This window comes from Streptomyces sp. B21-105 (assembly GCF_036898465.1).
In the GTDB taxonomy this organism is placed as follows: domain Bacteria; phylum Actinomycetota; class Actinomycetes; order Streptomycetales; family Streptomycetaceae; genus Streptomyces.
Window position 1 is genome coordinate 7,030,626 of the sequence record NZ_JARUMJ010000001.1, and the last position, 24,206, is coordinate 7,054,831.

25 protein-coding genes and 7 pseudogenes are annotated in these 24,206 nt (G+C 68.7%); 19 read left to right on the top strand and 13 right to left on the bottom strand.

What is annotated here, in order from left to right:
* The first annotated feature begins 142 nt into the window (after positions 1–142).
* The 6 genes and pseudogenes from QA802_RS31590 to QA802_RS31615 all read left to right on the top strand — a co-directional run.
* Entirely contained in the window at positions 143–1,483 is a 1,341-nt protein-coding gene (locus tag QA802_RS31590) for a class I SAM-dependent RNA methyltransferase (RefSeq protein WP_334529781.1), read from the top strand.
* Positions 1,484–2,227: 744 nt separating this feature from the next.
* On the top strand, positions 2,228–3,994 hold the full coding sequence (locus QA802_RS31595; protein WP_334529784.1) for a discoidin domain-containing protein: 1,767 nt from the start codon (positions 2,228–2,230) through the stop codon (positions 3,992–3,994).
* A gap of 119 nt (positions 3,995–4,113) precedes the next feature.
* Positions 4,114–4,446, top strand: a complete 333-nt coding sequence (locus tag QA802_RS31600) for a phosphotransferase (protein WP_443042202.1) — start codon at positions 4,114–4,116, stop codon at positions 4,444–4,446.
* A gap of 87 nt (positions 4,447–4,533) precedes the next feature.
* Entirely contained in the window at positions 4,534–4,728 is a 195-nt protein-coding gene (locus tag QA802_RS31605; RefSeq protein WP_334529787.1) for a ribbon-helix-helix protein, CopG family, read from the top strand.
* Positions 4,725–5,117, top strand: coding sequence for a type II toxin-antitoxin system death-on-curing family toxin (locus tag QA802_RS31610; protein ID WP_334529790.1), 393 nt, complete (start codon positions 4,725–4,727; stop codon positions 5,115–5,117). Before QA802_RS31605 ends, QA802_RS31610 begins: the two co-directional genes overlap by 4 nt.
* Positions 5,118–5,168: 51 nt before the next feature.
* Positions 5,169–5,267, top strand: a pseudogene (locus QA802_RS31615) (integrase); the annotation flags it as partial.
* Between the two features lie 58 nt (positions 5,268–5,325).
* Here the strand turns inward: QA802_RS31615 and QA802_RS31620 are convergent.
* Together QA802_RS31620 and QA802_RS31625 are read right to left on the bottom strand one after the other, a co-directional pair.
* Positions 5,326–5,727, bottom strand: coding sequence for a hypothetical protein (locus QA802_RS31620; protein WP_334529793.1), 402 nt, complete (start codon positions 5,725–5,727; stop codon positions 5,326–5,328).
* Positions 5,728–5,859: 132 nt separating this feature from the next.
* Complete coding sequence (locus tag QA802_RS31625; RefSeq protein ID WP_334529796.1) at positions 5,860–6,888, bottom strand: DMT family transporter; 1,029 nt, start codon at positions 6,886–6,888, stop codon at positions 5,860–5,862.
* A gap of 93 nt (positions 6,889–6,981) precedes the next feature.
* On the opposite strand from QA802_RS31625, the gene QA802_RS31630 reads away from it, so the two are divergent.
* The 7 genes and pseudogenes from QA802_RS31630 to QA802_RS31660 form a co-directional block, all read left to right on the top strand.
* A complete protein-coding gene (locus QA802_RS31630) occupies positions 6,982–7,434 on the top strand; it encodes an Lrp/AsnC family transcriptional regulator (RefSeq protein ID WP_334529799.1) in 453 nt (150 codons plus the stop codon).
* Between the two features lie 473 nt (positions 7,435–7,907).
* A complete protein-coding gene (locus QA802_RS31635; protein ID WP_334529802.1) occupies positions 7,908–8,051 on the top strand; it encodes a hypothetical protein in 144 nt (47 codons plus the stop codon).
* Between the two features lie 231 nt (positions 8,052–8,282).
* Positions 8,283–8,450, top strand: a pseudogene (locus tag QA802_RS31640) (ABC transporter ATP-binding protein); the annotation flags it as partial.
* Positions 8,451–8,588: 138 nt separating this feature from the next.
* A complete protein-coding gene (locus QA802_RS31645) occupies positions 8,589–9,080 on the top strand; it encodes a hypothetical protein (RefSeq protein ID WP_334529805.1) in 492 nt (163 codons plus the stop codon).
* 456 nt (positions 9,081–9,536) lie between these two features.
* Positions 9,537–9,950, top strand: coding sequence for a hypothetical protein (locus QA802_RS31650; protein ID WP_334529807.1), 414 nt, complete (start codon positions 9,537–9,539; stop codon positions 9,948–9,950).
* A 1-nt stretch (position 9,951) separates the two neighbouring features.
* Positions 9,952–10,464 (top strand): hypothetical protein, encoded by a 513-nt coding sequence (locus QA802_RS31655; protein WP_334529809.1) that lies wholly within the window; start codon positions 9,952–9,954, stop codon positions 10,462–10,464.
* A pseudogene (locus QA802_RS31660) lies at positions 10,461–10,822 on the top strand (nitroreductase family protein); the annotation flags it as partial. The gene QA802_RS31655 and the pseudogene QA802_RS31660, both read left to right, overlap by 4 nt.
* 193 nt (positions 10,823–11,015) lie before the next feature.
* Here the strand turns inward: QA802_RS31660 and QA802_RS31665 are convergent.
* The 3 genes and pseudogenes from QA802_RS31665 to QA802_RS31675 form a co-directional block, all read right to left on the bottom strand.
* A pseudogene (locus tag QA802_RS31665) lies at positions 11,016–11,249 on the bottom strand (histidine kinase); the annotation flags it as partial.
* Positions 11,250–11,441: 192 nt separating this feature from the next.
* Positions 11,442–12,106 (bottom strand): annotated as a pseudogene (locus QA802_RS31670) (nitroreductase).
* Between the two features lie 481 nt (positions 12,107–12,587).
* The gene (locus QA802_RS31675) at positions 12,588–13,022 is read right to left on the bottom strand and encodes a DUF4345 domain-containing protein (RefSeq protein WP_334529812.1); all 435 of its coding nucleotides are present in this window, start codon (positions 13,020–13,022) and stop codon (positions 12,588–12,590) included.
* A 104-nt stretch (positions 13,023–13,126) separates the two neighbouring features.
* Between QA802_RS31675 and QA802_RS31680 the strand changes: the two genes are divergently transcribed.
* The gene (locus tag QA802_RS31680) at positions 13,127–13,732 is read left to right on the top strand and encodes a TetR/AcrR family transcriptional regulator (protein WP_334529815.1); all 606 of its coding nucleotides are present in this window, start codon (positions 13,127–13,129) and stop codon (positions 13,730–13,732) included.
* Between the two features lie 164 nt (positions 13,733–13,896).
* On the top strand, positions 13,897–14,592 hold the full coding sequence (locus tag QA802_RS31685) for an alpha/beta fold hydrolase (protein ID WP_334529818.1): 696 nt from the start codon (positions 13,897–13,899) through the stop codon (positions 14,590–14,592).
* Positions 14,593–14,718: 126 nt separating this feature from the next.
* On the opposite strand, the pseudogene QA802_RS31690 reads toward QA802_RS31685, so the two are convergent.
* The 5 genes and pseudogenes from QA802_RS31690 to QA802_RS31710 all read right to left on the bottom strand — a co-directional run.
* A pseudogene (locus QA802_RS31690) lies at positions 14,719–15,330 on the bottom strand (aldo/keto reductase); the annotation flags it as partial.
* Between the two features lie 28 nt (positions 15,331–15,358).
* Entirely contained in the window at positions 15,359–16,018 is a 660-nt protein-coding gene (locus tag QA802_RS31695; protein ID WP_334529821.1) for a winged helix domain-containing protein, read from the bottom strand.
* A gap of 45 nt (positions 16,019–16,063) precedes the next feature.
* Entirely contained in the window at positions 16,064–16,711 is a 648-nt protein-coding gene (locus tag QA802_RS31700) for a hypothetical protein (RefSeq protein ID WP_334529824.1), read from the bottom strand.
* 35 nt (positions 16,712–16,746) lie between these two features.
* Positions 16,747–17,175, bottom strand: coding sequence for a hypothetical protein (locus QA802_RS31705; RefSeq protein ID WP_334529827.1), 429 nt, complete (start codon positions 17,173–17,175; stop codon positions 16,747–16,749).
* Between the two features lie 109 nt (positions 17,176–17,284).
* Positions 17,285–18,889, bottom strand: coding sequence for an SGNH/GDSL hydrolase family protein (locus QA802_RS31710; protein ID WP_334529830.1), 1,605 nt, complete (start codon positions 18,887–18,889; stop codon positions 17,285–17,287).
* Positions 18,890–18,923: 34 nt separating this feature from the next.
* Here QA802_RS31710 and QA802_RS31715 point away from each other — a divergent pair, with 34 nt between their 5' ends.
* Together QA802_RS31715 and QA802_RS31720 are read left to right on the top strand one after the other, a co-directional pair.
* Entirely contained in the window at positions 18,924–19,310 is a 387-nt protein-coding gene (locus tag QA802_RS31715) for a hypothetical protein (RefSeq protein ID WP_334529833.1), read from the top strand.
* A 21-nt stretch (positions 19,311–19,331) separates the two neighbouring features.
* The gene (locus tag QA802_RS31720; RefSeq protein WP_334529836.1) at positions 19,332–20,237 is read left to right on the top strand and encodes a hypothetical protein; all 906 of its coding nucleotides are present in this window, start codon (positions 19,332–19,334) and stop codon (positions 20,235–20,237) included.
* A 6-nt stretch (positions 20,238–20,243) separates the two neighbouring features.
* Here the strand turns inward: QA802_RS31720 and QA802_RS31725 are convergent, their stop codons facing one another.
* From QA802_RS31725 to QA802_RS31735, 3 genes and pseudogenes are all read right to left on the bottom strand, one after another.
* The gene (locus QA802_RS31725) at positions 20,244–20,993 is read right to left on the bottom strand and encodes a transposase family protein (RefSeq protein ID WP_334529838.1); all 750 of its coding nucleotides are present in this window, start codon (positions 20,991–20,993) and stop codon (positions 20,244–20,246) included.
* A 127-nt stretch (positions 20,994–21,120) separates the two neighbouring features.
* A pseudogene (locus QA802_RS31730) lies at positions 21,121–21,544 on the bottom strand (transposase family protein); the annotation flags it as partial.
* Between the two features lie 695 nt (positions 21,545–22,239).
* Positions 22,240–22,830, bottom strand: coding sequence for a hypothetical protein (locus QA802_RS31735; RefSeq protein ID WP_334529840.1), 591 nt, complete (start codon positions 22,828–22,830; stop codon positions 22,240–22,242).
* A 10-nt stretch (positions 22,831–22,840) separates the two neighbouring features.
* Here QA802_RS31735 and QA802_RS31740 point away from each other — a divergent pair, with 10 nt between their 5' ends.
* Positions 22,841–23,242, top strand: coding sequence for an alpha/beta fold hydrolase (locus QA802_RS31740; RefSeq protein WP_334529842.1), 402 nt, complete (start codon positions 22,841–22,843; stop codon positions 23,240–23,242).
* Positions 23,243–23,252: 10 nt separating this feature from the next.
* Positions 23,253–23,912 (top strand): MSMEG_1061 family FMN-dependent PPOX-type flavoprotein, encoded by a 660-nt coding sequence (locus QA802_RS31745; protein ID WP_334529844.1) that lies wholly within the window; start codon positions 23,253–23,255, stop codon positions 23,910–23,912.
* Positions 23,913–24,206: the final 294 nt, after the last annotated feature.

The window sequence follows — 24,206 nt, forward strand, 5'->3', positions numbered from 1 at the left end:
TGCACGGACCTTGAACGGACCCTGAGCCGGCCTTCGTCCGTGCGTGCGTTCCGGCGCGTGGTGAACGGCCGGACGGCAGCCACGTAGACTGGTGGGCTGTTGTCCGGCCGTTCCTCGTTCGACGTTGTGGAGTCACCCCGCCATGCAGGCAGAACCGAAGAATCCGCAGGCGGTGTCGCTCGTCGGGCAGGAATACGAGGTCGAGATCGGCCCCGTCGCCCACGGCGGCCACTGCATCGCCCGGACGGAGGCCGGCCAGGTCCTGTTCGTCCGGCACACGCTGCCCGGAGAGCGGGTGGTGGCCCGGGTGACGGAGGGCGAGGAGGGCGCGCGTTTCCTGCGGGCGGACGCCGTGCGGGTCCTTCAGGCGTCCAAGGACCGCGTCGAGGCTCCCTGCCCCTACGCCGGTCCCGGCCGCTGCGGCGGCTGCGACTGGCAGCATGCCAAGCCTGGCGCGCAACGCCGCCTCAAGGGCGAGGTCATCGCCGAGCAGCTGCAGCGGCTCGCGGGCCTCACGCCCGAGGAGGCCGGCTGGGACGGCACCGTGATGCCGGCCGAGGGTGACAAGCTGCCGCCGGGCCAGGTGCCCCAGTGGCGCACCCGCGTGCAGTACGCGGTGGACGCCGACGGCAACGCCGGCCTGCGGCGCCACCGCTCGCACGAGGTCGAGCCGATCGAGCACTGCATGATCGCGGCACAGGGCGTCAGCGAGCTGGGCATCGAGGAGCGCGACTGGTCCGGCATGGCCTCCGTCGACGCCATCGCCGCGACGGGCTCCCAGGACCGCATGGTGATCCTCGAGCCCCGACCCGGCGCCCGCCTGCCCCTCGTCGAGCTCGACAGGCCCGTCTCCGTCATGCGCGTCGAGGAGCACGACGGCGGCATCCACCGCGTCCACGGCCGCGGGTTCGTACGGGAGCGGGCCGACGGCCGCACCCACCGCGTCGGCAGCGGCGGCTTCTGGCAGGTCCACCTGCAGGCCGCGGACACCCTCGTCAAGGCCGTCATGCAGGGCCTGCTGCCGCGCAAGGGCGACATGGCGCTCGACCTGTACTGCGGCGTCGGCCTCTTCGCCGGAGCGCTCGCCGACCGGATCGGCGACAAGGGCGCGGTCCTCGGCATCGAGTCCGGCAAGCGCGCCGTCGAGGACGCCCGGCACAACCTCGCCGGCTTCGAGCGGGTGCGGATCGAGCAGGGCAAGGTCGAGAGCGTCCTTCCGCGCACCGGGATCACCGAGGTCGACCTCGTCGTCCTGGACCCGCCGCGCGCGGGGGCGGGCAAGAAGACGGTGGAACACCTGTCGTCGCTGGGCGCGCGCAAGATCGCCTACGTGGCCTGCGACCCGGCCGCACTGGCCCGGGACGTGGCCTACTTCCGGGACGGCGGATACCGGGTCCGGACGCTGCGCGCGTTCGACCTGTTCCCGATGACGTCGCACGTGGAGTGTGTGGCGATTCTCGAACCGGCTTCAAAGGCGCTCTGACCTGCCGTTTTCTTGGACTGCTCAGGTGCGTCGAGGTGTGCCCGACCTGTTTCCCTCAGCCCATCGCGTGGAGTGCGTCGCAGGCTCGCGCCACAGGCCTCACCTGCTGCTTCGAACAGCGGGGTGCGGGCGATGAACGCTCTGCCTCGGCTTCGTGAGGGGGCGGTGGGGGACGTGTCTTGACGCTCGTTCGACGCTGCTTCTGATGGGGCGGCACGCGGCTCGTGCGCCTGAAACAGCAGCGAGGTCAATGATCAAACCTAGACTGCACGCGGGCTCAGGAGTTGGACGCCGGGCGCGGGTCGAGTCCGTACTGATCCGGCACGCCAAGGTGGCCCCGCAGTGTGCTGGTCTCGTAGTCGCCACGTGACCTCACGGTCAGCGGTCTCGACCCGCCTTGTCACATCGGTCGAGAGCTTTCGGATTGCGACCGACAACGCTGGCCGCGGCTCTGGGGTCGGTCTGGAGCCTCGACCGCGCCTGCGGTCCCCTCGTGTACGGGGCGCGGCGAGATGGTGAGTGACGTGCAGGCCATCAGCGCAACGCGTGCCGTCGATGACAGCGGTGGCGACGGTGGGCGCGGCGACTTTTACGGCTGCTGTCTCAGCACGCGCTCTTGGCGCCGTGCCGGTCGATCAACCAGGCGGTTTCGAGGACGAGCAGGCTCGCCTGCGCGAAGTCGCTGCGTGAGCGCGCGATGAGCTCCTGCACCACGCCCTCGTCGGCGAGCGTTTTGTCGACGCGATGCGCCTGCGCTACACCATCCCCCTGCTGAAACAGGCCCGGAAGATCAACCCGCAGTTGGCCGTCATGGCCACTCCGTGGAGCCCACCCGGGTGGATGAAGACCAGCGACACCATGAACGGCGGCCGGCTCAAGCCGGGCGCCTACCAGCAACTCGCCGACTACTTCGCGAAGTTCCTCAAGGCATACGCGGCAGCCGGCGTGCCGGTGCGCTACGTCACCCCGCAGAACGAGCCGCTGAACAACACGTCCGCCTACCCGAGCATGGGCCTGACGGCGGACGACGCCAAGACCTTCATCAACGACTACCTCGTCCCGACACTGCGCAAGCAGGGTCTGTCCACCGGCATTCTGGGCTACGACCACAACTGGGACGTCACCAGCTACCCCGAGACCCTGTACACCGACGCGGCGAGCGCCAAGAACGCCACCGGCACGGCCTGGCACTGCTACGCCGGCGACGTCTCGGCACAGACCGTCGTCCACAACGACTACCCGGGCAAGCCCGCCTTCCAGAGCGAGTGCTCCGGCGGCAGCTGGGAGGGCAACGAGCAGGGCGCCTTCGCCGGTGTGATGGACAACGTCATCAACGGTCCGCGGAACTGGGCCCAGAGCATCATCCGCTGGAACCTCGCCCTGGACTCCAGTAGCGGTCCCACCAACAACGGCTGCCAGGGCTGCCGCCCTGTGGTGACCGTCTCCCCGAACACCAACGGCACCTGGACCTACACGCCCACGGCCGACTACTGGGGGCTGGCGCAGGCCAGCAAGTTCGTCCAGCCCGGTGCCCGCCGGGTCGCCTCCAACACCTTCGGCAAGGGCAACGTCGAGGACGTCGCCTTCACCAACCCCGACGGCTCCACCGCGCTGGTCACCTACAACGCCGGCAGCACGGCACGCACCTTCACCGTCGGCTGGGGCGACCGCCACTTCACCTACACCCTGGCCGCGGGAGCAGCCGCGACCTTCACCTGGACCGGCACCCAGCACGGCAGCACCGACGCGGCCGCCATCGGCTCCGTCGACATCCCCTTCAGCAACCCCGACGGCAGCCAGCCCCTGATCAGCTACGACAGCGGACTGCTCGCCCAGCAGCCCCAGATACGCATCGGCGACCAGTGGCTCGGCTACACCCTGCCCACCGGCGCCTCCCTCACTCCGCCCACCGGCGAGACAGCCCTGCCCCGCGACGGCTGGCAGGCATCGGCCTCCGCGAGCAGCTCGGACGACCCGCCGTCCAAGGCCATCGACGGCGACGCGACCACCCGGTGGAGCCTGGGACACGGCATGCAACCGGGTGACTGGTTCCAGGTCGACCTCGGCTCGACCCAGACCTTCGACCAACTTGTCCTGGACACGAGCGCCTCGTCCGGCGACTTCGTCCGCCAGTACGACGTGTACGCCTCCGACGACGGCACCAGCTGGGGCAAGCCGATCGCCACCGGCCCCGGCAGAACCGTGAGCCGGATCCTGCTGCCCACCACCACCGCCCGCTACATCCGCGTGGTCAACAAGGCAAGCTCTGGCAGCTGGTGGTCCCTCCACGACCTCTCCGTCTTCGCCTCCGACGGCAAGACCATGTCGCCCCCGGCCACGAGCGCCGGCCTCCAGCGCAAGAACGCGACCCTGCCCGACGGCACCAAGCTGCAGGTGACGTACAACTCCGGCAGCGGGGCTGCCACATTCGACGTCCCGTGGGGCGGCACGACGTACAGCTACCGACTGCCCGCCGACGCCGCCGCGATCCTCACCGCGCGCGCTGCCTGAACGCACGCCTGCGGAAACCGCCAGTATGAAGCCACACAGCGAGGGCCCGCGCAGAGGAAATCTGCGCGGGCCCTCGCCCTCTTGCGCTCTCAGCTCGGCACTACTACCCGGAGGAACGCGTGGAACGAGCCGGCATCGACGAGACCTTTGTCCGTGATCTTGTTCGTGATCAGCACCCGGACCTGGCGGACCTCGAGATCCAGCCGGTTCCCTCGGGCTGGGACAACCAACTCTGGCGACCCGGCGACGAACTGGCCGTGCGCCTGCCGATGACCGAACGAGCCCCCGCGCTCTTGAGTAAAGAGTTCCGGTGGCTCCCCGAACTCGCCAAGCGTCTGCCGCTGCCGGTACCGACGCCCCAGCGCCTCAGCGAGCCGACACCACGCTTTCCCTGGCCGTGGGTCATCGCGGCATGGGTTCCTGGCGAACCGGCGGACACCGCCGCAGGCTGAGCGAGCGACCATTCCGGCCCACGTTCCTTGGGGCCGAGAACGCGGCCCGACCGCGCCGCGTTGATACCGGTCAGGTATCATCTCTGTATGGCGATGACACTCCGGCTCCCCGACGACCTTGACGCGAAGCTCACCGAGCGGGCTCGTCGGGAGGGTCGCAGCAAGCAGGAACTTGCCATCGAGGCCATCCGTGACGCCCAGAACCGGGCCGAGCTGAAGGTCGACGACGTCTTGGCCGAGGTCATGGACAGCGATGCGGAGATCCTGGACTACTTGAAGTGACCGACATGCGCTGTCTCCAGATCGACGAGATCCTGGCCATCGCCCGCACGGTCAACGGTACCGAGCACGGCGTGCGCGACATGGGCCTTCTGGTGTCGGCGATCGAGCGACCCCGGACGAACGTGTTCGGAGCCGAGTTGTATCCCACGCTGCACGAGAAGGCTGCGGCGCTGCTGCACTCCGTCGCCCGCAATCACGCGCTGATCGACGGCAACAAGCGCACCGCCTGGCTCGCCATGCGTGTCTTCCTGCGGTTCAACGGCGTCAGCGCCGGTGCCGTCCCCCCACCCGTCTCCGCTGCCGGCCCGTTCGTCGAGGACGTCGCACAGGACAACATCGACGTACCGGCCATTGCCAAGCGCCTCTCGACCTGGTTCCCCATTTCCTGACGTTCGGCCTCGTGTGGTGGGGGACGGAATGAGGCCCCGAAAGCGGCACTGGCTCTGCACGCCTACCTGCGGTGGCGCAACGCCAACGCCCGCCACCGCGACGTCCTGGCCGCCGAACGCAAGGAACGCGCCCGCATCCAAAGCGAGTAGGGCATCCGGCGGGGCGGACGCCCGCTCACGACGGCGCCTGACGAAAACGCTCCGCGGGTCAGACCACCAGCGCCGCGCGCAGCGCACGGAATGCCTCACGAAGTTCCAACGTGGAGATCGGATCGATCTCCATCTGCAAATGGCACACGTCGTCGTCGCCGTTGGGAGTCAGACGCACGAAAAAGGCGAAACCATCTCCGACTGGCTCCGCCTTCAACCTCAGCGGATTGTTCCGACCGGGAGTCACTGCAGCCGAAAAGCGCACGCCCGGCGAGGGCGCGCGCAAGTGAGAGAGCACGCGGGCCACGAAGTCCATGACCTCCGCAGCGCTGAGATCCGCAGTGAAGTCAGCTGTCAGCCAGGACGACCAGTCTGCTGTGATCCGCCAGCTGTCCGCACCGATCCGAGCCAGTTCCAGCCACACATCATCGTTGCCGAGGCGTATCCGATGCTGTTCCATCGTCGCCCTCCGGCATCCATGGCCTGGGCTCAAGATCCTATGGTGCGGATCTCCATCGTCGGAAGTCGTTGCACGTCATCCACCCTCCCCACCAACCTGCGAACCTTCCCGGTCAGAGCACTGGACCAGCGGCTACCGACCCCCGTCGGTCACTCCGCGCGCGGTCGGTACAGCCGCTTCGGGCTCGTCCGGCACGGGCCCCGCCTCTGCCGTAGTCCGAGCGGTCGCAGTCCCGGAAAGCTCGCTTCCCCTCGTGCCCGGATTCGTCGTGGCCTCCTGTCCCCGCTCGATCATGCCCAGCGCCACCCCGACGATGATGATCACGCCGCCTGTCACCTGGGCGAGCCGGATCGACTCCCCGTTGATCACGACGGCGCCGATGACGCCGAAGACCGGTACCAGGTTGAGGATGTTGACCGCGACGCTCGACGCCATCCTGCGCAGGCCGTAGTTGTAGAGCAGGAAGCCGCCGACCGAGCACGCCACGGCCAGGTAGACCAACAGCGATGAGGCGGTCGCGCCAGGCATCCGCCAGTCGTCGGCCTCCAGCAGGGACGCGAGCAGGAAGCCGGCCGCGCCCGCCAAGGTCTGGTAGTAGGTGACGCTCGCGGCGTCCTGGCCAGCGCTCGCGCGCTTGCCGAGCACGTTGTAGCCGGCCCAGGCCAGCCCGCCGAGCAGCAGCAGGATGTCCCCCAGCCAGCGCGAACTGCCGCCGACCTCGGCCCCGTTGCGCACGACGAGGAAGGCGCCGACGGTGGCCAGCAGCACGCCCGTCACGCGCGGCAGCGGCATCCGGGTGCGGAAGACGAGCAGTTCCACCAGCATGGTCATCAGCGGATACGTGGCCACGATCAGGGACGCGTCGGATGCCGTGGACAGGCCGACGCCGACGTTCTCCAGGATGAAGTACACGGTGATGCCGAGGAACCCGCTCAGGTAGAGCTGCCGCCGTTGCCGGGGGGCTGGACGGGCCGGGCGGTGCCTGCTCAGCCGTACCGTCACGCCCAGGAGTAACGCCGCGAGGGTGAACCTGATGGCGCCGATAGTGAGCGGGCCGACATCCTCCAGCACCTGCTTGGTCACCGCGTACGAACTGCTCCAGAACAGCGCGGCCGCCATGACCGCACACACCGCCCACACCGTGGGTCCTTGTTTGCGCATACCAAGTCGCCCCTCTCTGCTACCCACTGCCGCCCACCGAAAGTGATGCGAGGAGTCCGAATTACCTTCGGAATCCGGCAGGAAGAGGCAAGCGTGGACGAACTAGATTCGGCGTTGGTGCGGATGCTCCAGGAGGATGGTCGGCGCACCAACCGGGACATGGCCCAGGAACTCGGTATCGCCCCGTCCACATGTCTGGAGCGAATCCGGTCGCTGCGCAGCAGCGGCATCCTGACGGGATTTCATGCGGAGGCAGACCTCGCGGCGATCGGCCGCGGGCTGCAGGCGGTGATCGCCGTACGGGTCCGCCCCCCGACACGTGCTGTGATCGAGGCCTTCCAGACCTTCCTGGAGGGGATGCCCGAGGTCGTCTCGATCTTCGTCCTCACCGGGAACGACGACTTCCTCGTGCACGTCGCCGTCCGGGACACCGACCATCTGCACGCAGTGGTCCTGGAGAAGCTGGCGAAGCGCCCGGAACTCGCCGACGTACGGACGTCGGTGGTCTATGGGCACCTGCGCAAGAAGGTCATCGATCCGGCGTGACACCGACGCGGACCTCGCTCGCGGCGGGCCACCGGGCCCGTGGTGCGGTCTCCTTGGCCGCCGCAACGAGCAGGTCGTTCGCCTCGGCCCGGCTCATTGCCCCCCGCAGGCCGCTGCCCGGGGACCGCAGACCAGCGGACCGCGCCGCTCCCACTCCTGAGCAACCGTCCGAGGCATCGCCCGCGGCAGCCACAGGGCGGCCGCGGGCGCGCGCACGAGGTAGGCCCAGGCTTGCCCCGCGCCACAGCCGGGGGCGGCTCACACGTCCGCTGTCTCCCAGCAGCGCGCTGGAACAACGGCGTGGCCGACCCGTCGGCACGCTCACGATCGCAACCGCGGCGACAGCCGGGCGTGAGCTGCTGCCGGAGTGCTCGCCGCGCTCGCCGCATCATGCCCGTCCTTGGACGTCCGCACCCTGGAGGCCACGGACGAGCGATGCACCCCGCACCGCCGATCCGCCCGAATCCCACACCATGGAGCAGCTGGAGGCATTCCTGCCGGTTGCCGATGTCACGCTCCCGGCCGACGTGCTCGACGCCATCGACGAGATCGTCGCCCCCGGAGTCACGGTCAACCCCCGTCGACAACAGCTACGGAGACTTCGAGCTGCGGGCTGACCGGCGGCGGCGCCGACGTGAACCGGCTCGGCCGGTCATGGCCGATCGAGTCTGGTCACCGTGACGGCATACCGGCCGGGTGATCGGCCCCGGGGCTGCGCCCCGCTCGACCGCCGACTCCCGTGACAGAGCTGCGTCTCCCCGCCCCTGCACGCGCGGCGGTTAGGTGTGGCGCCTCACAGTAGATCGGCATGCGGCGTCAACGCTGCCCGCCGTGACGCCGATTTGACGCTCCGTGCCGCCGATCGCTCCTCGAGGGTGACAGGCGCCGACCGGATCGTCGTCATGGAGGTCGGCCGGGTCCGGTCGGTGGGCACCCACGAGGAACTGGTGGCCCAGGACCGGCTGTACGCGCAGCTGGCTGCCACCCAGCTCCTGACCCCCCTCGCGATGACCTGATCCACCCCACGTAGGGTTGTCCGGCCGTCCACTGCCCCCATTCCGGCCGGGCAACCCCACGCACCGACACCCACGGAAGACCAAGACCGCGAAAGGCCCCGCATGCACACCGAGTCGGCCATCCCTTACAGACGTGCGGTGTGGGACTGGCTGGCGCAGCCGACTGCGCTGTTCGGCGGTGTGTACGGGCTCCTGGTGTCGAGTTCGGCCGTCGCCGCGCTCACGCAGTCCGGCGAGGTGACCCGGGCGGCGCGTATGGACGACGCCCTGTGGGTCCTGTTCACCGCCCTTGCCTCGGCCCTGGCTCATGGTTATGCCCACCAGATCGCCTACCGCGATGCCCAGGGCCATACCGGCGTACGGGGTGTGGTGCGTGCCGTGCTCGCCAAATGGCCGCTGGTGCTGGCGGCCCTCCCCACCACACTGCTGCTGTGGGGGGCGGGCCTCGGCTGGTGGCGTTCCCAGGGCATCGAATACGTCGCCTTCGCAATCAACACCGTCCTGCTGCTGTGCTGGGGCCTGCTCGCATGCCGGGCTGCAGGCCGCACGTGGGGACGAGCCGTCAGGATCGGCTGCGTCGACGCGCTCTTGGGAGTGGCCGTCGCATTGGTCAGCACACTGCTGAAGTAGCGCGGCGACGGTCACTCATGCCGGTGCGGAGGGCCGGACCGATGCGCTGAGCCGCGCACCTGGCCGGCCTCCGTCAGGCGCTGACGGAGGCCTGGAATTGGTGGCTGACGTCCTGGCGGGAGATGACCGAAGCGATTGAGTGAGGAAGCCGCTTCGGCCAGCCGTGACGCTCGTTTGACGCTCCGAGTGCCAGAAGGCTCCTCCCGTAGACCGAAAATGGCCGTGACCTGCTGTTATGTCACGTCCCTCGTTTCGCGACATCTTTCCGATGACCCACCATGTGGAGTGTGTTGCGATCCTTGAGCCTGCGGCAAAGGGCTCCTGACCTGCAGGTTCGGGTGGTGTGCGTAAGAATGGAAGCAGGCCGAGGCCAAGGAGAAGCTGGCCCGGACAGTCGAGGCATTCCGCCAGTTCCAGCAAGGACAGCTGCCCGCCGGCCCCGGAGCCGACGCTCTCATGGCCACCTTCCGCACCGTCGAGGAGGAGTTGGAGGGGAATGATCCGGGACCGGCGAAGGTGGTTACCGACCGGCAGGTCGAGCTATTGCTGAAGAAGAAGGCCGCCGTCCTGCATCTGTCCGCCGCGAACTACTGCTGGTTCGAGGACCCGGCGAAGGCTCTCTGTCTCAAGCTCGCCGGCGCCAAGTCCGCGAGGGCGCCGTTGACGGGGCTGTGTGACAGCGTCCGCTGCCCGCAGGCCACCCACCATCTCGTCCACCGGCCCATCTGGCAAACGTCAGCCGACAACGGCACTGCATTGCTGAGCAGCCCCCGCATTCCGGCGGGGGAGAGGACTCGTCTGCGTGCTGAGCATGAGCGTTCGCAGCACGTCCTGGAGGAAATCGACAAGGCCAGCGGAAAGGCGGAATGACGTGGCCCTCACTCCTGAACAGCGTGAGCAGACCGAACGGCGGATCCGCGCGGCCATCGACCGTCTGCTGGCCGGGCAGATTCCGCCCGGCGGGGCTTGCGACGTCAAGACCCTGGCCCGCGAGGCCGGTATCTCCCGCGCAGCTCTCTACCGGACCTGGGGACATCTCAAGGACGAGTTCGAGCAACGACGGTCCACCGCCCGGGCCGCCGGCCAGCAGCCCGACCCGCGCGAGGCTCGGATCGTCCGCCTGCGAGCACACAACCAGCGACTCACCAGCAAACTCGCCCGCACTCACACCGAACTCGCCCAGCTCAGGGAACGCCATCAACTGGCCCTGTCGGTCCTGGCCGCCCAGGACGACGAACTCCAGCGGCTCCGCCGCCAGCTGAGCACGATCAGCCCCACCGCCCCTGCAGGCGTCGTCCCTCTGCCCCCCGATGAACCCCTCCAGCGCGTGCTCAAGAGGGTAGAGAGGTGGTTGTCGTTGAGTGAGAGGACGGGAGTCACGTGAACGTGTATGAAGCTGTGGACAGTCGGCGGGCCGTGCGGGCGTCAGCGATGAGCCCGTACCCACAGAGGTTCTCGAACGAGTGCTGACCGCTGCCACGCGGGCTCCGTCAAGATCTCCAGCCGTGGCATGTCTATGTCGTGGCCGGCGATCCCTTGGCCGAACTGAAGAAGCGTGCGACTGCCAGGGCGCTTGCGGGAGACCCGGGCGATGAGCGGGAGTAACCGATGTATCGGGCCGAGCTACCTTCACCGTATCTGGTCCGCTTTTCCGCCGCGGCCGCCCAGCGGTACCAAGCGCTGGGAATCGAGCGCGACGACCCGACAGGCCCATGAAGATCGCCGCCTTGAACTCGCAGGCGTCGGCACGCGCCGCGGCACGCCCGCCTGCTCCCGCCACGTGCTCGGAGAGCGCGACAGCGTCGGCGCGACGGACACCGAAGGCGTCAGGCGAGTCCAGAAGGTACTCAAGGCGTATGGCGCGCAGCTCGCGCCACTCCTCCGCCGTGATCCGGCGTATGACGTACTTCATGGTCCTTACTCTGTTCGGGGCGGTCAGGGGCGGCGTGCGGGCACGATGTCCTTCGTCAGTAGCCTGTTGCCGGACCAGCAGAGCCGGTAGAGGTCCACTTCGTCCAACAGGTCGCGGCCGGAACGGTAGAACTCGCAACGGGCGCCGGGCGGGCGGGATGCTGACCGGGCCTGGTCGGACGGGTAGGGGTAGGCGCGGGCCGGCAGCAGAGGGGCGAGTTCGGCGCGCGGCCGGCCGGTGGTCAACTCCTCGAACCGGAATCATGACGAACGGGTACGACCTCAACAAGGGCCAGCATTCCTCGCCTGCCCCCGTCATGCGGATGCTGCGCGAGTACGACGAGCAGACGGCCCCGGCCGCCGTCGCGCAACCTTCCGCATGTCGGGGGAACTCAAGGAGCCACAAGGCCAGGGCCAGTGTCTGTCCTGAGGATCTTGATGGCCTAGCGGTCACACTCCGATGAAGCTCACTGTTTCTGTCATGTCCGCCCGCCCGGTGCGCAGCCGTGGCACGTCTTCCTTCTCGAATCCCACCGAGACGCCACAGAACAGCACGAGCCCATCACTGGCTCCGACTGTCTGGCTGACGGACTTGCGATACATCGTCCACATCACCTGGGGGCAGCTGTGCACCCCTTCCGCCCTTAGCAACAGCATGACCGTCTGCAAGTACATCCCCGCGTCCCCCCACTGTCCGGGCCCCATCGTCCGGTCGAGGTAGCAGAACAGTACGACCGGCGCCCCGAACGCCTGCGAGTTCAGGGCAGCGATCTTCATGGGTCTGTCGGGGTCGTCGCGCTCGATCCCCAGCGCCGTGTACCGCTGGGCAGCCGCGGCGGAAAAGCGGTCCAGATACGGCGAGGTCAGTTCGGCCGGGTACATCGCTACTCCCGCTCGTCACCCGGGTCTCCCCGCAGTGCCCTGGCCGTCGCGTGCCTCTTCAGTTCGGCCAAGGGCTCGCCGGTCACGACATACACGTGCCACGGCTGGAGGTTCCCACTCGACGGTGCCCGCGTCGCTGCGGCCAGCACTCGGTCGAGTATGTCTTTGGGTACAGGCTCATCACTGAACGCCCGCACGGCCCGGCGACTGTCCACGGCTTCATACACATCCACGTTTTCTCGTCCTCTCATCCAATGACAGCCACCTCTCTACCGTCCTCAGCACGCAAGAAGGCAACAGAGGAGGTTAGTGCCGAGGTAAGCCCAAAGCCCTCTTGTCGCCACGCCACCTACCGCACCCGCGAGGCTCCCGAGCGGGTACGCGAAGCCGTTACCGCCCGCGTTACGCCGTACCGGTCGCCGTGCAGGGCTCCGTCGTTCTCGCGGTCAGCCCGAAGTCGCCAGTATGGGCCCGATACCCCAAGTCGGCGGCGGTGGGCGGTTCGTACGGGCGGTGGATACGCCTGCAGGCGGCTTCCGGTGATCATGGAGTGTCGAGTTTTTTGAGACAGGCTCCGGCCTTGGACGACAGGTTGACACCCGCCTCCACCGCATCCGGTCCGCTGCCGGCGTCGACGCCACCGCCGCTGCTGTCGGCGTGGGCTCCCAGCGCCATCGTCCCGCCCGGCGCCATCCCGTCGGAGCCCGCGATCCGTCACAGGTCCCGGGCCGGGGAGCGGTACAGTGCTGCGCCACGTTCCGCCGTCCGCGGCGCCGCGCGCTCCTCGGACGGGGCGAGCCAGAACAGGACGGGCGGAAGGCCGACCTCGATCACCGCGAGCGCGATCTGGAACCACTGCGGCCAGCCGAGGACGGCCAGGGAGATCAGCCGGCCGAGCCCACCGAGCAGGAAGGCGGCGGAGAGGGCGCGCACCGCCGTCGCCGGGATCGGCCGCTGCCGGGCGGCCCAGAGCCAGGCCAGTCCGTAGCCGACGAAGCTCGCCCCCATGAACCGCCCCCAGCTGTCGACGGTCGCCCCGGCAGAGCCCGCGCCCGGGATGGCCGCGTTGCCGAGGGCGACATGGAACAGCCCGATCGCTACACACGCCCAGCCCATGAGCTGTACGAGTACGCGCAGAGTCCTGGCCATTGGTCCATCACCCTGTCTTGGTCCGACGTCATAGTTGACGTGTGTCTACTAAGCTCGACCACAGCGTGGCGAGTAAGTAGACGCGTGTCAAGTAAGCTTTGGCCGTGCCTCCCCGCCAGCGCCTCAGCCCCGCCGACCGCCGCGCCCAGCTCCTCGCCGTCGGCGCGCGGATGTTCGCAGCCCGCCCCTACGAGGACGTGCTGATGGACGACGTCGCCCGGCAGGCCGGCGTCTCACGGGCCCTGCTCTACCGTTACTTCCCGAGCAAGCACGCGCTCTTCGCCGCGGTCTACCAGCAGGCCGCCGACCGGCTGCTCGCCGAGACGAAGCTCGACCCCGCCGACTCGCTCGTCGGGCAACTCGTCCAGGGGATGGACATCCACCTCGATTACTTCGTGGCCAACCGCCACACCGTCCTCGCCGCGAACCGGGTGCTCGCGGGCGACCCGGTCCTCCAGACGATCATGACCGGCGAGCTGGACGCGCTCCGCGCCCGCCTGCTCGCCGTGCTGCCCCTCGCGGACGAGAGCGCGCGCCGAACCGTCTCGGCCGTACTGAAGAGCTGGTTGGTCTTCGTCCAGATCCTCGTCGTCGACTGGCTCACCGAGCAGACCTGCTCCCGCACCGAGCTCCGCGACATCTGCATCGGCGCCGTCCTCGGCGCCCTGCGCCCCCTGCTCCCTGCGGACCGCGTGCCGAACTGGCCCTGACTCTCGGGTGAGCCGACGGCGGGGTCGGCTTGGGGCCGGGTGCCGCCGGCGCGGATGGCGGGGACGCTCCAGCCGGGTCGCGGGGAACGTTTCGGCCCGGTCCCGCCTCCTGACATGCCGAAGCGGGCCCGCAGGAGACCCGCCGCAGGCGAGAGGTGTTTCCCATGACATCGAGCACAACGTCGGCCACGGCCGCCACGAGCAGGCCGCTCCCGAACGCCGAAGGGGCGGAGCATCGCTGGGTGGATGTGCGCGGCATCCGGCTACATGTCGCCGAGTACGGGACCGGGGCGGCGGTCCTGCTGCTGCATGGCTTCCCGCAGCACTGGTTCGCCTGGCACCGGGTCGCCGCCCTGTCGGCCGCCGGACCACGGCTGATCTGCCCGGATCTGCGGGGTCTCGGCTGGTCGGAGCAGACCCGGCGCGGCTACGACATCGACAGCCTGTCCGAGGACATGCTCGCACTGCTGGACGCACTCGGCCTCGACCGCGTGGGCCTGGTCGGTCACGACTGGGGCGCCCACGTCGGTTTCCGGCTGTGCCTGCGGGCACCGGAGCGGTTCAGCGGCTTCCTGGCGCTCAACATGGCGCACCCGTGGACCCGGCAGCGGGCCATCCTGCCGAACCTGTGGCGGCAGAACTCCCCGCCCGGCTCGGTCTGGACGTCCAGGGCCTTCGCGGCGCGGGCGTGGCGGGCGCGCATGCGCTGTTCGGTGTCCGGGTCAGGGGGAGGCGAGTACACCAGTGATCTCCCGCAACTTGGCGGCGGTCAGGGAGGGTTGGGCGACGGCGTCGGCCGCCTGACTCCAGTGTGGCGCACCGGACGCGGCCAGAAGGACGTCCGTCACTCCTGGGCATGACGCGACCGCGAGGACGCACGCCTGTGCGGGGGTCAGGCCCGGACGGATGAGGTCGGCGAGCTCTTGGTCGACCATGCCGGGCAGTTCACCGCCGTGCAGCGGCGCCGACGCCATCACCCGCAGCCTCGCCCCGGCGGCGGCCGGGAGCGGGCCACGGCCGTACAGGGCCTGGACGATCGGCGTCATCATCACCAGGCTCACCGGCATCTGGACCGCGACCAGGTGGTGCCGACCGCCCGCGGCTTCGGCGGCCAGGGCGAGCAGCTCCCCCACCGTGAACGCCTCCTCTTCCAGGCCCGCCCACGTGGCAATGCCGTACCCGGCCACCCGCCCGGCTGCCACGGCTTCCTCGAGGACGACGAACGCCTCCCGCATCGCGCGGTGCAGGGCCAGGCGGTCGCCGGGGTGGGCGCGCTCCGGGTTGTGCAGCAGGACCAGGTCCAGCCGCTCGCGCCCGACTGCTCGCAGTTGCGGCCCATCTGCCAGCGCACGTACTGCGGGGCGAGGCTGTGCCCGACCACGGCCAGGTCCTCGGTGAGAACGCTGGCGTTCACGGCATCGGCACCGGTGGCCGCGGTGAAGTACCCGGCCTTGGTGGAAACCTGCAAGGTCGGGTGGGCGGCCAGGACTGGGGCCAGCAGGGTCTGCGCCTGGCCGGTGGCGTAGTTGGGGGCAGTGTCGATCCACTGCGCGCCGGAGGCGGCCGCACGGACGGCCGCCTCCGGGATCGCCCGGCACCGGTAGGTGCCCAGAGCGAGCTGTGCTGTCACAGCAGGCTCCCCACCGTCGCGGCCTGCCCGGCAACGAGCTCCTGCACCAGCCCCGCGACGTCCTCCAGGGCGAGGCCGGCTGTTTCGGCGAGCGAGGCCAGGTCCACGGTGCGGCCGTCGACCAGCGGGCGCAGCACCGCCTCCGCCTCGGGTGCGAACTCGAACGTGCTCCCGGCGGCGGAGAGCGTCACCGCGTCCTCGCCGACCTCCAGCACGGCGCGGGCGGTGGTCAGCCGGACCCGCAGAGCGCCGTCGACGAGGAGGCCGTCGCTGTACGGCAGGCTCGGCACCGTCCGGCCGACGGCCTGCCCGTCCATCGCGGCCCGGTAGCGGGCGAGCAGCGTCGGGTCGTCCAGCAGTTCGGCGAGTCGCTTGCGCATCCCGTCCACGGCGTGGGCCTGGACGTCCGGTGCGGCGAGCAGCGGCAGGTCGCGCCGCCAGTCCTCGTGCGTGAGCAGCTGCTCGGACACCCACGCCATCAGGTCGGTCGCCGTGTGGGTCTGAAGGCCGCAGGTGACGTGCAGGGAGCGGGTGCCCTGGTCGGCGGAGACCTCGTGCCACGCCTGAGCCTCGCGTTCGGCTGCCTCCTGCGCGAGACGGCGTCGCGTGTCCTCGGCACGGCAGGCGAGGGCGGCATCCCGGCGGGGGAAGCTCATAGCCCAGCCCCCCACCGGCCTATTCCCGACCCCGACCTCCGGTTATCAGCTTTGGAGTGTTTGGCCGTGTCTGCTGATCCGGAAGTATTGGACTGGATTGAGGCCCAGTTGGAGCACCGTGTCGTCTGTCTGCCGGATAGTGGCCACGGTCATGCCCTCGGGTTCGCGTAGGCATCGGTACACAGGCGGGTCGCTCTGCTGCCTCGTGCACGGGCGAGGCTCTTCGATCGCACAATGCGGGCTGTCCCACGACAGGGTCTGTCCGCCGGCGACCAACTGACCCGCTTCCCGCGCGCCCTTCAGGGGGGTGGTGGTGTGCCTGAAGGGGATGGGCGATCCAGGTTGGTCGCCGGCGTTGAGGATCTCGTCGAGTACGTCGCCCACGTCACCTTGGGCACTGTAGTAGGCAGTGACGTACAGGGTGCAGGACACCTTGTACTCGTTGTCGGCGGTGAAGGTCCATCCGCCGCCCCCTGTGCATACGTCCTCCAAGGTGAGCAGGCGGAAGGTGAGGGAGGGGACGGCATCGTAGGCGCGGACGATGCTGCGAAGCCGTTGTTCGGCCGCCTCACGGGCCTGCTGTGCCTGACGCCTTCCGGCGAATCGGCGCACCGTCCTCGGGCGAGTCCTGTTGACGTAGTCGTAGGCGTTGCCGAGAACGACGACACCAGCGGTGGCGGAAATACGCGCCACGCCCCCCATGGCCTGTTTCGTCCTCGTTTTCCAGCTCACCGCTTTGCCCGGGTACTCGCGGGCATGGCAGCCGACTGCACCACGGATGCCGCGGCCGTCACAGCGGTCTGCACGGCCACCCATGCGACGACCGCTCCCAGGGAGGGGTGGGAACCCACGAGATGGGGAGCGGTGAAGGCCACCCAGACGAAGGCCGAGACAATGACGGCAAGGTGATTGCCTCGCACCCGTACGAGCCTCAGAAGTCCCCACACCGCTACCGGTACGAACGCCCAGCCTGCCGCGTTGGCCACAAGGTACTGGCTGGTTCCTGCGAACCACTCCGACTGTCCGGAATCAACTTCGGCGTCGGCAGCGTGATCAGCCCACACATAGAGGGATTCGAAGAGACGCCATCCGGCCAGCGTAGCTGCGGCAGCCGCGGCAGCTGCTTTCGCTGCACGTATGAAATAGCCCATGGCCACGATCCTCCTCCTGCCTGCGGCCGGGGTGGTATCCGTCAACATACTCATACCGAGGAGCCCGGAGGCGCCGGAAAGGTGTCCGGCGCCCCCGGGCGAGGTGGGTGGGTCGCTACTGTGCGAGAGCTCCCACAAATGCCTTCGCGTAGTTGAGTGTTCCGGAGACTTTCGGATGAAACGACTTCATCGAAGGTTTCGGTGCCGTCTTGTCCGCCCTGGAGCGCCCCCTGAGGACGATGCCGTGTATCGTTTCGGGGTCACCGCAGATCGCCTGTCCCGCGAACGCCTCACGGGGGTCGGCGAATACGCCATTCACCTGGTTCTGCGTGTTGGCGTCGTCGACGGCTCCCTTCATCTCCTGCGCCACGGTGTCGGCCATGCTGTTGAGCCACGGACCCTCTGCGAGGCCGATGCCGGGCACGCACTGGCCCGAGTTCTCAAGTAGCCTCGGATATCCCATCAGGACGATCTTTGCGTACGGGGCTTGCTTGTGAAGTGCGACCAGGGTCTTCACGAGCCGGGGCCGGACCGTGTCATGCGCCCAGGCAGGGGCCCAGTCCTTCAGCGCGGGAGTACTGGTGCCGGTCTCGTCACCGGTGTCGGGGTTTCGCTCATCGATCGACGCATCCTGGCATTTCTGCGTCACGGCCAGCACGCACTTGGTGATGATGTCGGCGAACGCCATGTCGTTCCCGCCGATTGACAGGGCGACAAGGGTGGTGTTCTGGTCCAGGTAGCCCTGTTGGATCTGTGGCAGTTCGCCGGCCTGGGATGTGTTGAGGATGTTGTAGTGGCGGGCGCCGGAGCAGGCGATGAGGTGGTAGTCCATCCGCGCGCTCCATGAGTCGTCCAACTCGCCGGTGGACAGGGCTTCTCCGGGGAGAACCGCCCGCCGTGTCCACGCGTACTTGGAGCGGTGGCAGTCGTTCCGCACCTTGTCTCCGTCGACCCTTCCAACATAGTCCGACTCCGGGTAGTAGTCGTCCCCTCCCGGATCCGAGGCGCCTTCGCCAGAAGCATACGAGTCGCCCATGGCGACAACCACATTGTTGGGCTTGCCGGGGAGGGGCTGGAAGGCGACAGCATCCCAGGCGACGTCCTCGTCTGCTGTGCCGTCGTCAGTGGCGTTGGTGAGGGTGACGCTGGGCGTGCCGGTGAAGTGGAAGGCGCCGAGACTGACCCAGCGGTTCGCGCGCTGCTCCACGATCCGGTGAGGGGAGGTGCTGTCGGAGCCGCCGATCACATACGCCGCCTGCCGGGTGTGGGCTCCGGTATCCGGCAGATGCACCAGCACACGGGCCCACTCGATGTTCTTGTCGAGGGTCCAGGTGCCTTTGACGGTCATCAGCCCGGAGTCCCCGCCGAGATGCGCTCTGTCGCGGGTGTGGGTGTACCAGAAGTGTCCGCCGTGCCCGCCGCCGATCTGGTGCAGGTCTCCCTTGGCCTGGTACGGGCCCAGGCCGGGTCCGGTCGATGACGAGTTGGGGTAGAACGTGAACTGGAAGTGCCCGGAATCGGTGCCGCTTGGCCCGCATTCGTCGTTGTAGGTGTCGATGTTGTCGGGCACGGATTCCACGATCAGCGCCCCAGCCGGGGCAGCGCCGCACTTCGGGGTGCCGTACTCCAATCGGTACCCCCGGCCCGGTTCCGCGCGCGACGTGGCGTACTTGATGTTCTCGTGGCCGCAATCGTTGGCGCAGTTCTGCTTCCATGTCACGTTGGATCCGCGCCACCAGTAGGACGCTGCCGGCTTGAACCTCTACGATAACGCGGCGTGCCAGGAGAACTGGGGGGCGTCGAAGTTCAAGGCCCATCTTTGGTACAACTCAGCCCAGGGCGGAGCGTTTCGCAACATCGGGTACAGCGTGTACGACTTCGGCGCATTGCGCCCGGGTGACGGGCACGCACACCCGTTGAGGTACTGCTACTTTGGGGCGAGTTCGCCCTGGCCGGGCTCTAGTCAGAACATCAAGAACAACGCCGCGTCCGGCGAGAACACACACTCCAAGTACATGGCACGGATCTATTACGGCAGCGGCTACAAGAAGCCGTACCAGACCATGGGCGCTTATCAGCAAATTGACAAGTTCACGACCGTCTATAACGAAAACGCGTCGTTCGCCTGGATCCAGCCGTAGGCCGGATAGAAGGAGACTGCAGTGAAAACCCTGGGAAAGTCCCTCAAGGTCGCGCTGCCACTGGCCGCTGCGGCCGCCGTGTGCACTGTCGCCGTCGTCGGCGCGATGTCGTCTGACAACGGTTCATCTCATCCTCATGAGAGGGCTGCTGAATCGAAGGTGGCCGCCCCGCCGCCAGCCAGGGCGGCAGTGGGAGACCCGAGTAATCCGGCCACCTGGCGGTTACCCGTCGAGGCATACATGCCGGCACCCTCCGCGCGCCTGACCATCACGAACGTGCGCGACGACCTGATGGACGCGTGCATGAGCAAGGCGGGCTTCGATAACTGGACGCCTGCCCCGGACCTGCCCAACATCGACGGTGCGAGCTTCACGGACGGCCGCTACGGGATTTCCGACGCCGAGCAGGTTACGCAGTGGGGCTATCACCGCGACCCGGCGTTGATGCGGTCCTACAACGACGCGATGCTCGACGGGGCGGTCGACGAATCCGGAGCGGACGACGCACAAGTGCGCCAGTGCGTACAAGAGGCCGACGGAAGCGTTACGGCGGTCCAGACCGCCCCGCTCGTCGAGCAGATCGACATCGAGGGCTACAAGACGTCGCTGACGGATCCCGCGGTCAAAGGCGTGTTCGCCAAATGGTCGGCCTGTATGAAGGGCAAGGGCTACAGCTACGCCACACCCCCGGACGCGCAGGAAGACCCGAAATTCACCGATCCCGAAAAGATCACTCCTGCAGAGATCGCCACCGCGAAAGCCGACCTCTCATGCCGTAACCAGTACCCGGTAGTCAAGACCTGGTTCGACACCGAAGTGAAACTGCAACAGGCCGCGATCGCCAAGAACCAGGGCGCCCTGGACGACATCCAAGCCACCAACCAAGCGCAGGCCGCAAAGGCCAACAGTCTCGCCCAGGCCCAGTGAGCTTCTTCAGCGTTGCCGCTCCAGCGTGAGGATGGCCTTGGCGATTGACGTCATGCGATTGGGGCTGCATCGGGACCTGCGGAAGATCCGCCAGGACTTCAGCCTCGCGACGCCGCGTTCGACGGGTACTCGCGCTGCGGCCAGTGCCTGATTGAGAGTCCTCTCGGTGGGGGTGAGTTCCTGCAGAGGCCTGCGTTTGATGCCGGTGGTCAGCCACGTGCCGGCGCCCTGGTAGGCAAGATCGGCCAGGATGGGAACGCCTTGGCGCTCGCAGATCCGGATGATCCGGTGGGTGCGGGCTGCAGTCAGGTCATGGGTGCGGCCCGGCAGGGCGGGCGAGAGCCACAGCAGCTGGCCGCCGGGGTCGGTGACGACCTGCACGTTCACGCCGTGGCGCCGGTGTTTGTGGGAGTAGTCGGCCCGGCCGTCGCCGACCCGGTCGCACTCGGCGAGGGTGCCGTCGAGCAGGACGAAGTCGGGGTCGTGCTCGCGCAGCGTCTTCAGCAGACCCGGTGCACGTTCGGCCAGCAGGTCGACGACCGTGCTGGTGTAGGCGTGGGCGGTGGACTCGCTGATCCCGAACCCCGCGGCGATCTTCGCGAGGGTGGTGTGTTCGCGCAGGTACACCAGTGCCACCATCGCGCGCTGGGACGGACGGAGCTTGCAGCGCCGGTCGCCCTCACGGGTGATGAGCAGCATGGTGACCCACTCCACGAGTGCATGCGGCAGGTCGAGTGCGGCAGGATGGATGACCAACGAGGCCCCCGAGCAGCGTGATTGAGACGTCAGACATCTCGATCAACAGCCCGGGGGCCTCGCTCGTTGCGCTGCACGGCCCGTCACCCGATCGGTGGCCAACTCGAAGAAGCTCAGTGAACCTCTTTCATCCTGAATACGTGCAGGTCATCAGGGTGTGGACGGCTTGGACGATGGTGCCAATGCGGCGGGTGGAGCATCTGGCGCGTCGGAGGAGTCGACAGGTCTTCAGCTGTGCGAAGGTGCGTTCTCCGGGAGCCCGCAGTCGGGCGTGATCACGGCTGAACTGCTGGTAGTGCTCAGGTTGTTCGCGGTGGTGGTAGTAGGGGTGCGGACGGTGGCGCCGGCGCCCTGATAGGCCCGGTCCGCGAGCACGAGGATCTCCCGGGTCAGGCACGCCTGGACGATGCCGTGGGCTCGCGCGGCGGTCCGATCGTGGGTGCGCCCCGGTGTCGCGCGGGAGAACCAGAGCGGGGCCGTCCGGCCTGCGATGACCTGGACGTTCATGCCGTGCTGCTTGTGTTTTGGGAGTAGTACGGCTCGTCGACCTTGACGCGGTCGATGGGGTTGCTTTCCACTCGGTGGACTTGGTGGAATCCGGCGGCACACCTGGTCAAGGGGTCCGCATCGAGTGCACTGCGTCCGATGCACCGTCACCCTCTGTACGCACATCGCCGTGGATCGGGCGGGAGTGGCGGCCACTCCGAAGCGCGCCGGTGGAGCGTGCGTTGGGTGGGAGTGCATGGCATCGTCGGCGGGCGCACCGGTGCGCCCGATGCACCGCACCGAGCGCACCGGATGCCGGGATGTTCCGCACTCCCCCACCGGGTGAAGCGCACCGAGTGGACCGCCCGATCCGCACCACCGTGGTCTCCGCTCCCCTCCGTGCACGGGCGCGCGGCGGAGTTCACGATGTCCACTCATCCCCGGCGACGGCCCCGCGCGGTGCGCCACGGGTTCGGCCAGCCGCCGGGGTACTGCCGTGTCCGGGAGCGGCGCCGGGCGGGTGGCGGCACCAGCGACGGGGATAGCGCCATACGCAGCCGGGCCGCGTCGGCGAGCTGCTGCAGGCGCTCGCGCTGCTCCGGCGAAAGGTGCGGCGGGGTCGAGGGCCTCCGTGCTTGAGGGTCGGTCCCTGGCACCCTCGCCCGCTCCCGGGTGACTTCGGGGGTGGGCGGCCGGTCGCGTTCCGGCGCCTGGCACGGTGACTTCGTCGTCCGTCCCCCTGTGCGGGCCGCAGGGGGCTTCACGGCCGGAGGCCCTGGCCCTGGCCTTGGCCAGGATCGGGCTGCTGGCGCTGCTGCTCGTGCTCCTGGCGGTGCTGGTCGACCGGACTGGCCGGGTCGGCGGCCGGGGCCTTTCGGTCCTCCATGGCGCGGCGGCGGGTGTCGGCGGCGCGGGTGAGGGCCGCGAGCCGGTCCAGGTTCTTTGGTGTGCGCAGCCACGTCGCCGGGTCGGTCGTGCGGCCCTCCAGGTACTCCTCGGGCATCGCGGCCTGCTGGTGGGCCTGGACGGCGGCGGCCCGCTGCGCCGGGGTCAGGGCGGCGTCCCGGCCCGGGTGGTCGACGGCGTGCTGCCGGTCGGATGCCTGGTCGTGGTGCTGGTCGTCGGGGTGCGCGGCGGCTGACGTCGTCGCGGCCGGAGCGTCGTCCCGTCCGGCGGTCGCAGTGCGGGCGGCGCGGATCGCGTTGCGTACGGCGAGGCTTGCGACCCGGGCCCGCTCGTAGCAGCTCGACTCCCGCGGCGGCTTGCCGTCGGTGCCGGCGATCCACCAGGGCTCGGGCTCGGCGAAGTCGGCGGTGTAGTGGTACACCGCCTTCGTCGAGTACCCAGTCATCGGCAGGGCCGTGCTGCGCCACTGGCCTGCGTTCAGTCGCTTCCTGCTGCGGCACCAGGTCGCCGACCCGTCGGTCTGGCAAGCCGGCGAGCTTGCGGAGTTCAGCGCCGCGGCCCAGGCCGGCGCGCATGCCGGGCAGGCCATGTTCTGGCAGTACGTGGTCCGAGAGATCCCCGCGCTGCTGCGCGGCACATGGCGCGGGCAGCGGCTGACCGTCCCGACCCTGCTGCTGGGCGGCGAGCGGGACAACGTGATCCCGCTATCCATGCTGGCCGGAGGCGAGAGCCACGCAGACGACCTCACCGTACGGATCGTGCCGGGCGTCGGCCACTTCCTGCCTCAGGAGAGTCCTCAAGTGGTCGCTAAACCCCCGCACTCACCGACCAAGATCAGTCGCAGGTCGGCCCATTAGGGTCGGTGGCATGACGACATCCCTTGCTAGCAGTGCCTTCGACTCGCTCCGCCTCGACGCCGTGCCCGATCAGGACGCGTTGCGCCGGGTCTACGAGCTGCCCAAGGACACGGCCGTACGCAAGCAGATGACCGAACTCACCGAGCAGGCCCGGCGGTTGATCGGCTGCTCTTCGCTGGTCCTGGTCGCGAGCGCGGACGCCGAGGGTAACTGTGACGTTTCCCCGCGCGGCGGCCCCGCCGGGTTCGTCTCCGTCCTGGACGCGCGGACGGTGGCGATACCGGACGCGACCGGCAACAAGCGTCTGGATACCCTGCAGAACGTCATCGCCACCGGACGGGCCGGGCTGCTGTTCGTCATCCCAGGGCGGATAACGACGCTCAGGGTGAACGGCCGGGCCTGCGTCTCCACCCGCCCGGAGCTGCTGTCGCAGCTGACCGCCGTGGGCAAGCCGCCGGCCAGTGCGCTGGTGCTGGGGATCGAGGAGGTCTACCCGCACTGCCCCAAGTCGCTCCTGCGCAGCGGAGCCTGGAAGCCGGAGCAGTGGCTGTCGGCGGACGCCCAGCCGACCTCTGCTGAGGTGACGCTGGCCCAGCTGCGGATGCCGGAGCTGACGATCGCTGACATCGAGCAGGCGGAAGCGGACTCGCTGAAGTACCGGTACGAGTAACGAGCCGACCTGCGCTAACTGAACCACCAGCTCGTCGAATCCCCGGACCAGCACGCCCCCAAGACCAATCGCGGGACGGCCCCGGAATACGGGCGGTCGTGCCTGGCAACTCGTAGAGGTTGAGATTCCAAACGCTTCACCCGCACGGATGAACCTCGCCCCGGCCCACAGCCGAGACACGTGATCTCCGTGTCTTCTACGCCGAGATCACAGCGCGGCCCCTCCCGACGAGACACCACGGAAGGCAGACACGCCCAACGCCGCGATAATCCAGTGATCCCCGGTTTCGCTAAC